Annotated in this window: 13 protein-coding genes; 3 read left to right on the top strand and 10 right to left on the bottom strand. The window is 57.0% G+C overall.

The window, feature by feature from the left end; all coding sequences use genetic code 11:
* Window positions 1-747 carry a lysophospholipid acyltransferase family protein gene (locus Y5S_RS03645; protein WP_035230457.1) on the bottom strand — a complete coding sequence of 249 codons (747 nt, stop codon included), beginning with the start codon at window positions 745-747 and terminating at the stop codon, window positions 1-3.
* 87 nt (window positions 748-834) lie between these two features.
* Window positions 835-1,560 carry an START domain-containing protein gene (locus Y5S_RS03640; protein WP_052041371.1) on the bottom strand — a complete coding sequence of 242 codons (726 nt, stop codon included), beginning with the start codon at window positions 1,558-1,560 and terminating at the stop codon, window positions 835-837.
* A gap of 298 nt (window positions 1,561-1,858) precedes the next feature.
* Between Y5S_RS03640 and Y5S_RS03635 the strand changes: the two genes are divergently transcribed.
* Window positions 1,859-3,163 carry a sialidase family protein gene (locus Y5S_RS03635; protein WP_081939649.1) on the top strand — a complete coding sequence of 435 codons (1,305 nt, stop codon included), beginning with the start codon at window positions 1,859-1,861 and terminating at the stop codon, window positions 3,161-3,163.
* Window positions 3,153-3,773: a hypothetical protein gene (locus tag Y5S_RS03630; RefSeq protein WP_035230455.1), complete on the top strand. Its 621-nt coding sequence runs from the start codon at window positions 3,153-3,155 to the stop codon at window positions 3,771-3,773. The genes Y5S_RS03635 and Y5S_RS03630 overlap by 11 nt, the downstream gene beginning before the upstream one ends.
* Here the strand turns inward: Y5S_RS03630 and Y5S_RS03625 are convergent.
* The gene (locus Y5S_RS03625) at window positions 3,728-5,254 is read right to left on the bottom strand and encodes a sodium:solute symporter (protein WP_035230453.1); all 1,527 of its coding nucleotides are present in this window, start codon (window positions 5,252-5,254) and stop codon (window positions 3,728-3,730) included. The two genes, Y5S_RS03630 and Y5S_RS03625, sit on opposite strands and share 46 nt — an antisense overlap.
* Before the next feature lie 75 nt (window positions 5,255-5,329).
* The gene (locus tag Y5S_RS20075; RefSeq protein WP_081939648.1) at window positions 5,330-5,935 is read right to left on the bottom strand and encodes a cold shock domain-containing protein; all 606 of its coding nucleotides are present in this window, start codon (window positions 5,933-5,935) and stop codon (window positions 5,330-5,332) included.
* 183 nt (window positions 5,936-6,118) lie between these two features.
* Here Y5S_RS20075 and Y5S_RS03615 point away from each other — a divergent pair, with 183 nt between their 5' ends.
* Complete coding sequence (locus Y5S_RS03615; protein WP_035230451.1) at window positions 6,119-7,162, top strand: GNAT family N-acetyltransferase; 1,044 nt, start codon at window positions 6,119-6,121, stop codon at window positions 7,160-7,162.
* 188 nt (window positions 7,163-7,350) lie between these two features.
* On the opposite strand, the gene Y5S_RS03610 is transcribed toward Y5S_RS03615, so the two are convergent.
* The 6 genes from Y5S_RS03610 to Y5S_RS03585 all read right to left on the bottom strand — a co-directional run bounded on the left by Y5S_RS03610 (window position 7,351) and on the right by Y5S_RS03585 (window position 13,269).
* Window positions 7,351-7,716, bottom strand: coding sequence for a hypothetical protein (locus tag Y5S_RS03610; protein WP_035230641.1), 366 nt, complete (start codon window positions 7,714-7,716; stop codon window positions 7,351-7,353).
* 217 nt (window positions 7,717-7,933) lie between these two features.
* Window positions 7,934-9,832, bottom strand: a complete 1,899-nt coding sequence (locus Y5S_RS03605; RefSeq protein WP_035230449.1) for a M48 family metallopeptidase — start codon at window positions 9,830-9,832, stop codon at window positions 7,934-7,936.
* Between the two features lie 13 nt (window positions 9,833-9,845).
* Window positions 9,846-10,433, bottom strand: a complete 588-nt coding sequence (locus Y5S_RS03600) for a LemA family protein (protein ID WP_035230447.1) — start codon at window positions 10,431-10,433, stop codon at window positions 9,846-9,848.
* A 249-nt stretch (window positions 10,434-10,682) separates the two neighbouring features.
* On the bottom strand, window positions 10,683-11,138 hold the full coding sequence (locus Y5S_RS03595; RefSeq protein WP_035230446.1) for an Mpo1 family 2-hydroxy fatty acid dioxygenase: 456 nt from the start codon (window positions 11,136-11,138) through the stop codon (window positions 10,683-10,685).
* 164 nt (window positions 11,139-11,302) lie between these two features.
* The gene (gene cyoE / locus Y5S_RS03590) at window positions 11,303-12,214 is read right to left on the bottom strand and encodes a heme o synthase (RefSeq protein WP_035230445.1); all 912 of its coding nucleotides are present in this window, start codon (window positions 12,212-12,214) and stop codon (window positions 11,303-11,305) included.
* Window positions 12,211-13,269, bottom strand: coding sequence for a COX15/CtaA family protein (locus tag Y5S_RS03585; RefSeq protein ID WP_052041370.1), 1,059 nt, complete (start codon window positions 13,267-13,269; stop codon window positions 12,211-12,213). The genes cyoE and Y5S_RS03585 overlap by 4 nt, the downstream gene beginning before the upstream one ends.
* Between the last annotated feature and the right edge of the window lie 7 nt (window positions 13,270-13,276).

Raw genomic sequence — 13,276 nt, 5'->3', positions numbered from 1 at the left:
TCAGGCCAAGGCCTGGGGGCAGGGCTCTGTCAGTGGTGAGGCAATAGCAGCATGACTGCGCTCCATCAGGCTCAGCAGTTCACTTTCGTCATGGCCTGTCACGGCAAGCGGGGCGTGCAGAGTCAGCGTTGCCTGGTGACCCGGCTGCAGGCGAATGGTACCTGGAGGCAGGATATCGAAGGTGCCGGTGAGGGTAACGGGCAGTACGGGCAACTGCAGTTCCTGGGCCATCTTGAAGGCCCCTTTCTTGAAGGGCTTGAGTTGTCCGTCTCGACTGCGGGTACCCTCCGGGAAAAACACCACGCTGGCGCCATTGTTCAATCTGGCTCGTGCGGCATTGAGGCTGGCAATGGCGGCCTGGCTGTCTGAGCGATTGATAAAGATGTGGCCGAGCTTCTCGCAGCAGATACCAATGATCGGCACCTTGCGCAGCTCATGCTTCATGACCCAGCGAAAATCCATTCCCAGATAGCCATACAGCACAAAAATATCGAACTGGCTCAGGTGGTTTGCCACGATCACGTAGCTCTGTTCGGGTTGCAGGTGATGCTGGCCGTAGATGTCCACGCGTACGCCACTATACAGAAGGCACAGTCTGGCCCAGGGGACGGCAGTATAGCGAGCGACACGATCTGCGGGGAGGAAAGGCACCAAGGCAAGACAGATCACGCCACACACCAGTGTGGTGATTGCCATCAGCGGCACAAAGACCAGCCAGCTATATATGAAGAAAAGCAACCGGGACATGAATGGCCCCCTCCATTTTCCAGTAAGAAGCTATGGTAGCGGAGGGTTGGCCGAAAATGACAGATGGAAACTTACTTTGTTACGTTTTCATGATTTTGGCTGGCCAGCGATATTGGTGGTGCTGTCAGGCCGGCCGGGGCCACGGAGCAGATCCAGATAGTCGTAATACTGATTCTGGTATTCCGGTTTAAGGATGATCCGGCGTAAACGCTCCAGAGTGAAGTAGGGGGCGTCGCGCAGCAGAATATTGGCGATCCAGGCAGGAATATAGCCGCCGGGGTCGAGAATCAGTTCGTAGGTCATTTCGACCTGATCATCCCCCAAGCGTCTAAAACCCAGCTTGCCCCACATCTCCGGGAAGCGGATGTAGTCATTATTGGGCGGAAGGGCGTCGGGTTGGTTAATCAGTTCAATCATCACTGACTCCTCCTCCGTCGTCACTTTCTGCTGCACGTCGGCTTGCAGAACGGCTTCACGGTCAGCCAGTGGCCAAGGCAGTTGAGTGGTGAACCGGAGGCTGCGATCCAGAGGGCCTCGACGATCAAACTCTTCTGCACTGTCGACGAAATGCAGCCATTTGGGGTAGCTGCCGTAATCGTTGAGCACTGCGGCCAGGGCGAATTCATCTTTCAGTTCAAATCTGGTGACACCGCGAAAGGTTTTCAGGCGGGATTCATCCCGATGCTTCATGTACACCTGAATCTCATTACGGTCGCTGACCAGTTTCCAGTCCGTGTCATTCTCGTCAGCAAAGGCAGGGGATAGCAGCAGCACGCAAAGCAATGCGAGCCCGATTCGCAACACGCGTTCCATGGTCGGGAGGGATGTCCTTAATGTTATTTTTGGCATATCAACTGAGATCATTATGACACCAATCATCACACTGTGAACATATTGTGATCACTTTCTGTGATCTCCGTTTCCCGGTTCAGATAGTCGGCCCCGTTCCTGTGGGTTAACGGCAGGCAATTTTATGAACCCACCTATCAGCTCTGGGGGCGTCTCAAATGGGTGACCCAAGGTAGAAAATGGGTAACGCCCGGTCTGGTTTAACGCGCCCATTCGTGGACAATAGGCGCTCCAAATAGACACCGTATTGTTGTAGACAAGAATGAAGCGTTTTTTCCATTTGTTGGTGGGGGCTGCGTTGGTGGCTGGCTATTTTGCCGCATCACCTGCGCATATCTGGGAACCTGTGCCTGATATGGAGGTGCCTGCGCCGAGTACGGCACCGGAACATGATCACTGGCTGACCGAATTTGCCTCAGATGCGGATACGCCACTGGTGCATGCGCCGGCCATGGTTGAGCTGCCTGACGGACAACTGCGGGCCTTCTGGTTTGCTGGCACCCGTGAAGGTGCTGCAGATGTGAATATTCACAGCGCCGTATTTGACCCGGCAGCAGGCACCTGGTCTGACGAGGCCGTAGTGGTTACCCGCGAACAGATCAGTGACGGCTGGGGGCGGCATGTGCGCAAGCTGGGCAATGCGGTTCCGGTGCTGGATGATGACGGGCGTATGCGCTTGTTCGTGGTGGCCGTCAGCTTTGGCGGCTGGGCCGCCAGCCGCGTGGTGGTCATGGAATCCTTTGATCAGGGTGCCAGCTGGCGTTTCGATCGGCCTCTGGTTACTTCTCCGCTGCTCAATATCAGTACCCTGGTGAAGACCCCGCCGCTGCGCTACAGCGATGGCTCCATCGGCTTGCCTGTCTACCACGAGATGATCGGCAAGTTTGGCGAAATCCTGCGCCTGGATGCCAATAGTCAGGTGCTGGGCCGGGCTCGGATTGGGCATGGTCGCAAAGCCATTCAGCCCTTGGTACTGGTGGATTCCCCGCAAAGTGCGGTGGCGTTTCTCCGCAATGAAAATGAACCCAACAACGGTTACCTGTTCCAGTCCGTCAGCCGTGACGGTGGTTGGCACTGGGATGCGTTGAGCTATTCCCCCCTGGAGAACCCCAGTGCAGCGTTGGGTGGCGTGGCGATGGGACCGGGGCACTGGCTGGTGGTGGCGAACTGCAACCGGGAAGAGCGGGACGACCTGTGTGTGCGTGAAACCCGTGATGGTGGTGAACAGTGGCAGACACGCTGGGTGTTGCATGACCGGGCTGAGTGGCGTGACCAGACTCTGGACGTTGATGACTACGGGGCATTGATTCAGGAAGAGATGACCGAAGGTTCCCCCGTCGAGAACCCGCAACAGTTACTGGAAAGGGTGATACACAATAAATGTGACAAGCGCCGGGGATGCCGCTTTCAGTATGACTATCCCTACATGGTACGCGCCCGAAACGGAGACCTGCATATCCTTTATACCTGGAATAAAAGCGCTATCCGCCACGCCTGGTTAAAAGCGCAGGGGGAGAATGAGGTGAAGGAATCACTGCCGGAAGGAGCTGCCAATAATGACCATTGATCTATTTATTGCAGCACTGGTGCTGGTGGCAGTGCAGTTACGCATTTCGGCAGCGCTGATGCCAATGCGCGCCCGTATCGTATTGGCTCTGGTGGTCTTTATCTGGTCACTGTTGCCCTATCCATGGGGGCCTGCAGCCTGGGTGCTCAGCTATCTGTCCAGTTTCAGCGTGACCTCAGGTCTGCTGGCGGTATTGGCCATCAAGCACCGGATTACCGGCATCTACTGGTTGCCTGTCAGCCAGCTCAGGGGAGCCTGTGTATTGCTGGTGGTGCTGGCGCTGTGGTTCTATCCCGGCAGCATGGGCTTCGTGTACCAGGATCCCTACGCGCTGGGCTATGGTGACTTTGCATTCAGCACAGCATTGTTGCTGGTGGGCATGGTGGCCTGGGTGATGCGCGCCTATGCCTCCTGCCTGATTCTGGTGGCCGCGCAATTTGCGTTCCGTCTGGATCTGCTGGCAACGGACAATCTGTGGGACTATCTGATCGATCCCTGGCTGGTGTTCTGGGCCGCAGGCTGGTTGATCCGGGATCGCTTGCTGCAATCCCGGAGCGCTGCGGATCAGTCAGCGGAAGACGGTGCCGGCCACAAGGATGCGGCAAGATAACCCACCGCAAACATCAGCAGATTACCGATCAAACCGGTGTAGTAGAGATCAAAGGGGGCGCTGACGGCATCCGGCAGCAGCCCCTTGTTGGTCAGCACCGTCCAGCTGGTAAAAACCAGTGTGCAGGCAATACCGCACCAGGCCGCTCTGGCATCGCCACGTTGGCTGAAGAAGCCCAGCAAATACAGACCCAGCATGCCGCCACCGAGCAGGGAAACCAGAATGGTGGAAGTATCCTGCAGGGTTTTAGTCTCGGCATTGTTGAGCCACAGCGCGCCGCCGATCATGAATACGGTTACCACTACGGCAATAGCCCAGGCCACGCGCAGATAATGCCGGTCGCTCTCACCCGGGCGGAGGTGGCGACGATACAAGTCCACCACGCTCACCGTTGTCACAGAGTTGATGCTGGAATCCAGCGAGCTCATGGCGGCGGCCAGGGCGGCGGCGATCACCAGCCCGGCAATACCTGCAGGGAGATAAGCCGTAATGAAATGCGGCATCAGGGTTTCTGCCCGAGCGTCCCCTTGCAGGATGGCGCTGGCCTGTACGTCTGGATAGACCTGAAAAAATACCCACAGGGCGGTGCCCAGAAACATGTAGAACGCCCAGATCGGCAGGGCAGTAAACAAGTACACCCACAAGCCACGGCGGGCTTCCTGAGTGGATTGCGATGCACAATAACGCTGCACGGTGTTCTGGTTGCTGGAGTATTCGGTAAGCCAATTGGTCAGCCCGATCAACAGCATCATGGTGGCGGTTTTCTCGCTAAGAGAGAACGACCAGGAGGTCTCGCCGGGGGCACCATTTTCCCAGGGGGCGAGGGCAAACTTGCCTGCAGTACCAGCAAGTTCGAAGACCTGATTCAGCCCGCCGGGCAGGGCATCCAGAATGACCCACAAACAGACCACACCGCCCAGCAGCAAAATCACGGTCTGCAAGACGTCAGTCCAGATTACCGCATCGATTCCGCCAATAACGGTGTAGAGGCCGACAAACAGGCCGCCAAGAATAATCGCGGTGGTGGGCGCTACGCCGGTGACCTCCTGGATCAGTAGTGACAACAGCCACAGGATCATGGCCAGGCGCACCAGTTGGGCAACCAGAAAGGCGATTGCACCGTAGACCCGGATGGAAGGGCCGTAACGCATTTCCAGAAATTCGTAGGCGCTGGTCATGTTGCCGCGCCGGAAAAAGGGGAGGAATACGAATGCTGCCACCAGGATGGCAGGCAACAAAGCCAGATTGGGCAGATAACGGAGCCAGTCTGTCTTGAAGGCATCTGCCGGATAGGCAAGGAAAGTGATGGAGCTGATGGAGGTTCCCACCAGTGACAGGCCGATTACCCAGCCACGAAAGCGGCGACCGCCCACGAAATATTCTTCGGTGCTGGTGTTCTTGCGGGAAAAGTAGATGCCGATGCCAAGCACGACACAAAGATAGCCGGCCAGGACGATCCAGTCTGCGATTGCCAGTTTCATTGTTGTTATTCCGGTTCAGACAACAGGGCAGGCAACATGTCGCGGGTGCAGCATGTTGCCTGCTGCGAGATGCGTTTATTGTTCGATGTAAACGTTATCCGCCTGTTCGCCGCGATCAGACATGCGAGTATCGAATCGCACCTTGGTGCCGGTGCGCAGGCTGCGGCGACCACCGTTCTGCACGGCCTTGAAGTGAACAAACAGCTCTTCGCCCTTGTCGGTCAGGATGAAGCCAAAGCCCTTGTTCGGGTTGAACCACTTCACTTCACCGCGCTGCTGGCCATTACCACCAGGAAGCGGAAGTGGCAGTTTGCTGGGAATCAGCTTGCCGAAGGGGATCAGCGGTAGCAGGTAGAGTGCCGCGGGTAGCCACATCCACCATTGGTCGCCGAACACGCGGTTGCCGTGGCTGGCCACCAGACCGGCCAAATAGAAGAATACTGCCACGTGCAGAGGCAGGCGCTCGGCGCTGTCGCGCAGACACACCAGGTTGACGGCGGCAGCGAGCAGCAGGCCAAGGCCGGTTTGCTGACTGTGTACATTGGAAATTTGTACAAAAGCCAGGTTCTCGTGAATGGTGACGATGGCCATTTCAGGCGCGAACAGCAGCCAGGCACCGGGAATGGCAAGCAAAAGCGCCGCAACAGCATAAAACGCGGTCAAAGGTTTAGAAAGATTCATGGAATTGACGTTACCTTGTAGATATTGAGAGTTAACTAAACGTGATACAAAACCCACCGGGATAGAGGCGGGGTTGCTCGATCAGGGCATTAAAAGAGGCAAAACAAGCCGCAAAGCGCCCTGTACGACCGTGCAACTCGCGCATTGTACCCAAGCCTGTGCGGAAACTCATGTGGAGAGCCATTGTCTGATTATCCCTTTCTCGCTATCCCCTACCTGACGGCTCTGGAAGACAGTGGGGCGGTGGTCGCCGAGCGTGGCTGGCAGCCGCGACATCTCGAGCTGGAACAGGGCTGGATGCCGTTGTATCTGCGTAACCAGTCCCGCGGTGAGTATGTGTTCGATTTCAGCTGGGCCGAGGCATATCAGCGCCATGGTCTGGCGTACTACCCGAAGCTGGTGACGGCGGTCCCCTTTACGCCAGTGGCCGGGCCGCGATGGCGAGGCTCGCCAGACCCCGCCCTGTTGTGGGAAGGGGTTCGACAGCAGATGGCTGAAACGGGTGCCAGCGGTTGGCACCTGCTGTTCCCCGATCAGGATTGCCGTGAGGCGCTGGCTGATCTGCCTCTGGTGGCGAGGCAGGCGTGCCATTTTCGTTGGTTTAACCGCGACTATGCCGACTTTGATGACTACCTGGGCCGTTTTCAATCCCGCAAACGGAAGAACCTGCGCAAGGAGCGGCAGCGGGTGGTGGAGCAGGGTGTCAACGTGGAACGGATCAGCGGCTCAGCCATTCGCCGTGAGCAATGGCGGATTTTCTACCAGTGCTATGCCAGTACTTACCTGAAACGGGGGCAGTTCCCCTATCTTGATGAGGGCTTCTTTCTGCAACTGGCACAGACCATGGCGTCTCAAATCATGTTGGTACTAGCCTACCGGGGGGAGCAGCCGCTGGCGGCGGCGCTGTACTTCCAGGATTCGCAACAGCTGTATGGGCGCTACTGGGGTTGTCTTGAGGAGGTGGACGGCCTTCATTTCGAGCTGTGTTACTACCAGGGCATTGAACATGCCATAGAGAACGGTTTGCAGGTGTTTGATCCCGGGGTGCAGGGTGAGCACAAGATTCTGCGCGGGTTTGAGCCGGTGATTACCTGGTCTCTGCATCACCTGCGGGAACCCGCTTTTCAGAACGCCATCGCGGATTTTTGTCGGGAAGAGGCGGCGCAGGTACATCGTTATCGGGAGGAGGCGATGACATTGTTGCCGTTCAGAAAGGATGGGGGGTGATCAGTTTCGAGTTACGAGTACCGAGTTTCGAAAACCAAAAGACAACAACCAAGGGCGAGGTTTGAGGTTTTGCCTTTCGCAACTCGGTACTCGAAACTCGCTTCTGGAACCCTTGTCTTGCTAAGGCGAGCTGAGCTCCTACGGGGAGTATGGCGAGCAGATGAATGGCGCGAAAAGGCGTCAGGCTCCTACGCCGCCACCTGCTCATCACGCTGGTAAAGGATCGACATGGTGATGAGGTCGCAGGGGTCGGCGCGGGGGTGTTCCGGAGACTTTGGCCCCAGCTCACTGGTTACATCGTCCATCTCACTGGCTTGCGGGTCGTTGAGATCGGCCAGAAACTCCCACACCCGGCCATCACCATCCACCAGTGTGCCGGTATAGACGCCTTCATCAAAAAGGCAAACGCTGGAGAACACCGTGTGGTCCAGATCAAGCCCTTGCTGGTTGACCCACTGGGCGAGGGCAGGGTTCAGGTCGCCACTGCGCACCTGACGCGTGAGATGATCCACGGCAGCCCAAGCGTTACGGGTACTGGCTTTATTGAGTTCCATGCTGCTCACCCTTGCTCCGTGTTGCTACCCTCTTTATGCCTCAAGTATGCCTCTTTGCCGAGGGGCAGAGGAATACGCAGGCCAATCTCTCTCATCGATCCTGACGTGAGAGTTGGCATTATTGTGATTGTACAAACGTGCCACCCCTAGAGGTTGACGCTGAAAGTAGTGTAAGTGATCTCCTACTTTTGAAGCGGGTTCATGCAGGGAACAGCGACTAACGGTTGTGAAAAAGCGGCGGAAGGGGGCATTCCAGCAGGCTGCCCAAAGCCCGCAAAAGCTCCCGCTCTGCGGTTTTCAGCTTGCCATCGGCCAGGGCCAGATCGACAGCACAATCGATTACAGGGCCCTTTAGGAGTGGTGAAAGGTCGGCCAGCCGGTCCACGGCCTGAAACAGCTTGTCGCTACTGCAGTGACTCAGGGGAAGCAAGCTGCGGCCTGCGGGTAGCAGGCTTCCCGCATGCTGACGGAAAAGCGCTTCGGCTTTTGATTGCGGGGCACCGCCTGCCCAGACTAATACCGAGAACAGTTGCTGCAGTTCCTGGGCTACCGCGCCAAGGCGGTGGAAGCGGGTGTGGCGGTTTCGCCCTGCCTTTTCATCCAGCTGCTGGCGAGCCAGCGCAAGTAACGTCCACTCGAACAGGCTGAATTGTTTGTCCGCGTGGCACAGGGCGTTGAGTTGATCCAGAAATTGCCGGCGAGTAGCGGCCGGCAGGCTCTTCAGGCTGGGTAGTGCCATGTCGATCAAAGGCAGCCGGGTTTCCGGTCCAAGTTCGGCCAGCGCACGCGTGAGTGATTGCAATGCTTCGGAATCGTCCAGCTGACAATGCGCAAGCTGTGCGGCACTGTCGTAGTGGCTGCCAGCCAGTACCAGGGCGAACAACATTTGCCGGGCCCCTTCGGGTGTGTGTGTTTGCTCTCTCACTGTATCGGGCAGTGTTTGCAGTAGCTGCTGGGCATAATCCATGTCGCCCAGTTGCACCGTGCCGACCTGCCGGGAAGGCCTGTAGGTTTCCACGGCGGGGGCGTTGGCAGCGAAGCCACTCACGCCTTCCGGGGTTGGCGGTGCTGGTTGCGCCGGGGATGCTTGGGCCGACTGTCTGGCCCGGGTTCTTGCCCGGGCAACCCAGTCCGGCCCCAGTGCTTCCAGGCGCTCATCCAGCGATGGATGGGTGGCCAGCAACTGTTTGAGTTTCATGGGGATGGAGGGCGCAAAACTCATGTGGCTCATGTCTTCCGCGTGGGGGGAGGCAAGGTAGGAGCCTCCGTCGTTGCGGATGTGAATCAGCGCGCCGGCCAGCCCGGCCGGATTGCGGGTGAACTGCACAGCAGAGGCGTCGGCCAGCAATTCACGCTGACGGCTGATGGCGGCCTTGATCAACCGGCCAAAGAACAGCCCCACATAGCCGATCACAATGAGGGCGAGGCCGAGCACGGGTAGTCCATTCCCTTTGCTGCGGGACGACGAGTAGGAGCGATGAGATCGGCGGGAACTATCCAGCAGATATTCGCCAATTTTACCCACTGCCAAAATGCCGGCCAGTACCGCCACCATTCGCAAGTTGATGCGGATATCCGCATTGAGAATATGGCTGAACTCATGTCCCATCACTGCCTGCAGTTCATCCCTGGAAAAACGATCAAGGGCTCCGCGGGTGACAGCGATGACCGCCTCTGAGGGGCGGAAGCCGGCGGCGAATGCGTTAATGGTGCTTTCCTGATCCATCACATAAACCTGTGGGACAGGGATGCCGGAGGCGATACTCATTTCCTCCACCACATTCAGCAACTGACGTTCCGCCTTGTCGCTGGTGCCGGTGTTGATCAGCCTGCCACCGAGCATTTCTGCAAGGGCGGTGCCGCCTTTGCGCAGTTGCCAACTTTTCAGCAGGCAGCCAAACACAATCACGGCGAAGGTGAGCAGGGCGGTCCAGTAAATGATCGGGTTAAACAGGATATGCCCGCCTTCGGTAGAAGGCCGCACACCGGATAAACCAAGCGTTAGTACAACAGCGGCAGTGGCGCTGGCCACCACTGCAAGGATGGCAAGGCAAAAATAAAGCACCAATAGTCCGGTACGGCGCTTTGCTTTCTGTTGATGCTGGAAAAAATCCATGGGTCAGCCGACCCTAAAAGCTGACTTTGGTGGCCTGCCTTGCGGCTTCATTTTCGATTTTCAGCAGCTGGGCTTCCTGGAAGCTGCCGAACAGCCCGCCAATAAAGTTCTGTGGGAACTGTTCACGGTAGGTGTTGTAGTTCATCACTGCATCATTGAATGCCTGACGGGCAAAACCAATCCGGTTTTCGGTGCTGGTCAGCTCTTCCATTAGCTGGGACATCGTGTCGTTGGCTTTCAAATCCGGATAGTTCTCGCTCAGGGCGAAAAAGTTGGCCAGAGAACCGGAAAGCAGGGATTCCGCCTTGCCCAGCTGGGCGACGGCATTGGCATCATCGGGGTGTGCCGCTGCAGCCTGCTTGGCACTCACGGCTTGATTGCGAGCTTCGATCACCTGAGTGAGCGTTTCTTTTTCATGGCTCATGTAAGCCTTGGCCGTTTCCACCAGATTGGGGATTAGATCGTGGCGGCGCTGCAGCTGTACATCGATCTGGGCAAAACCGTTCTTGAAGCGGTTCTTGAGTGCGATCAAACGGTTATAGATAGCGATGATGTAAACGACGATGGCGACGATAACGCCCAAAAAAATCAGCATGCCCATGACGGGTAATCCTTCCCCAAGCGAAAAATGTTGTGGGTATAACCTACTGCAAAAGTACGAATGGGGAAAGGCGGTTCTGCGTTGCTGGCCCGGGGGTATTCAGCACTTTTCCGGGAGTGTAGGTATGGCCGAGCCTCGAAGGAAGCAGTTTCGAGTTGCGAGTCACGAGTTTCGAAAATCTGAAAATCCGGGTTTGGAAGCGGGTTTGGGGCTTTGAATTTCGAAACTCGTTACTCGCAACTCGCTTCTTCAGTACTTGATGCCCCACTTACGATACAGGAAGCCCATAATCCAGGCGGGGCCGATCATCAGGTATTGGATGTCTTCGAAGAAGGAGGGTTTCTTGCCTTCCACCTTGTGCCCCCAGAATTGACCGATCCAGGCCAGCACAAATACCACCAGGGAGAATAGCCAGATGGTGATGCCAGCGCGCTCCAGCAGTGACAGGGCCACCAGGCACATCAGGCTGAACGCCAGCATGCCCACGGCAATGGGTAGCGACAGGCGGGCGTAATATAAGGTGACCCCTACCAGTGCCAGACAGGCCCAGAAGCCGTTAAACACGGGGGCAGGAATGGCCCACAGGAAGCCGACGATGGTAAAGAAAATGACGGGTACACAGATAAAGTGCACCTTCTTGTTGGTGGGATTTTGGTGACTCTCGCCATAGGCGTCGAGCCAGTCATCCATGCTGCGGGTTGCCATGTTTCTCTCCCTTTTTTGGCCGTTAAGGAGAGTATTGCACTGCTGCTTCAGATCGTGAAGGTTTGTCGCGAGTTACGAGTTACGAGTTACGAGTTACGAAAAGCGAATGCCTGCGTGTCTTTTGACTTTCGCAACTCGAAACTCGTATCTCGAAACTGTGCTTTTTACGCCCCTAGCCAGACCGCCACGTCAGTGGGCTTGATCGGCAGGTAGTGGTCCACCAGCAGGGCGGTGAACAGTGCGAACAGGTAGGTGATGGAGTAACCGAAGGTTTTCATGGGCAGCTTCGGATCATCGGAAAAGCGCAGGCGCACCGCATGGTAAAGGAACACCAGGCCCAGAATCAGGGCTGCGAGCAGGTAGATCAGGTCGCTCATTCCGGTGAGATAAGGCAGCAGCGTGCAAATGAACAGCAGGATGGTGTAGTACAGCACCGATTCACGGGTAAACGGGATGCCGTGCGTCACCGGCAGCATGGGAATGTCTGCCTTGGCGTATTCGTCCTTGCGGTGAATGGCCAGCGCCCAGAAATGTGGTGGGGTCCAGACGAAAATAATCAGCACCAGCAGCCAGGCGTAGGGGTGCACATCACCGGTTACCGCAGCCCAGCCCAACAGGGGGGGGATGGCACCGGCGATACCGCCGATCACAATGTTCTGTGGGGTGGCCCGCTTCAGGTACAGGGTATAGATGAAGGCGTAGCCTACGAAGCCGAACAGGGTCAGCCAGGCGGTGAGCGGGTTGACCAGGAAATACAGCATCACCATGGAAGCACCGGCAAGCAGTACCGCGAAGGTAATGGCCGCTTTGGGGCTCAGCTTGCCAGCGACCAACGGGCGCTTTTCGGTACGGGTCATGATCGCATCAATCTTCTGATCCATGATCTGGTTGATGGCGGCTGAAGACATCATCGCCAGTGTCAGACCAATAAATGCAGGAACGAAGATATCCAGCGGTACCATGCCGGGCGGGTCTGTGGCGAGGAACATGCCAGCTACCGCAGTCACCATCAGCAGCATCACAACGCCGGGTTTGGTCAGGGCCAGATAATCACGCCAGGTAGTGGTTTCGCTCATGACTGGGCTCCTTCCTTTCGCGGGCTGCGCATACCGCATTTCACGTTGATGGCACGGATAAACAGCACCAGAACGGCGAGCAGTATGACAGCCACAAAATTATGGGCTACCGCCACATCCAATGGCACGGCAAAAACAACGTTGCTGATGCCCAGCGCGAGTTGCAGGGTTAATAGCCCAAGCAGAATCAGGGCAAAGTTGCGGAAGAATACGCTGCGGGCGCGTATCAGGATCTTGGCGACCAGAGCCAAAACCAACAGGGTGACCAGAATGGCACCAAAACGATGCATGACATGAATGGTAGTACGGGCTTCATTGTCGAGAACGCCGTACTCGTAGTCGGGCTGGTCGTGTTCATGTCCCCAGAAAATAAACGCTTCATCGAAATCCAGCCGCTCCTGCCAGCCTTCTTCGCAAATGGGGAGTTCGGTACAGGCTACCGCAGCATAGTTGCTGGCGGTCCAGCCGCCGAGCGCAATTTGCAGGATAACGGCGGCAAGTGTCAGGGAAGCCAGTGGTTTGAGCATCCTCACATCGCAGTCATTCAGGAAGCTGGGCCAGCGAAATACCCTGGCCGTAAGCAGAACCAACAGGGTAAAGGTGGTGAAGCCACCCAGTAGATGCAGCATCACGATGGTGGGTTGCAGGCCCATTGTCACCGTCCACATGCCCAGTATGCCCTGGAAAATCACCAGTGCGACCAGAAACAGGGGGAGCTTCAGCGGTTGCTTTTCCCGTTTGCGGTTAACAAAGGACAGTGCCGCAATAATGATGATGACCAGGCCCAAAGTGGAAGCAAAGTAACGGTGGACCATCTCCGGGACGGTTTTGTGTGCCTCGCGAAGGCTGCCGGGCTCGGTTTCATTGGTGGTGTTGACGTGGTCGATGGCCTTGCGGACGTCCAGATGGCCGTAGCAACCCGGCCAGTCGGGGCAGCCAAGACCAGCGTCGGACAGGCGCGTCCAGGCGCCCAGAGTGATAACGCCCGCAGCCAGAATGACGGCAAAAATACAGAAGCCGCGCAGCCAGCGCTGCGATGCAGTAGGGGTTTGCATAAGCCGA

The organism is Alcanivorax nanhaiticus (assembly GCF_000756665.1).
Classification (GTDB): domain Bacteria; phylum Pseudomonadota; class Gammaproteobacteria; order Pseudomonadales; family Alcanivoracaceae; genus Alcanivorax; species Alcanivorax nanhaiticus.
The sequence above is the reverse complement of the archived record's forward strand: the minus strand, read 5'-3'. Positions and strand labels throughout refer to the sequence as shown.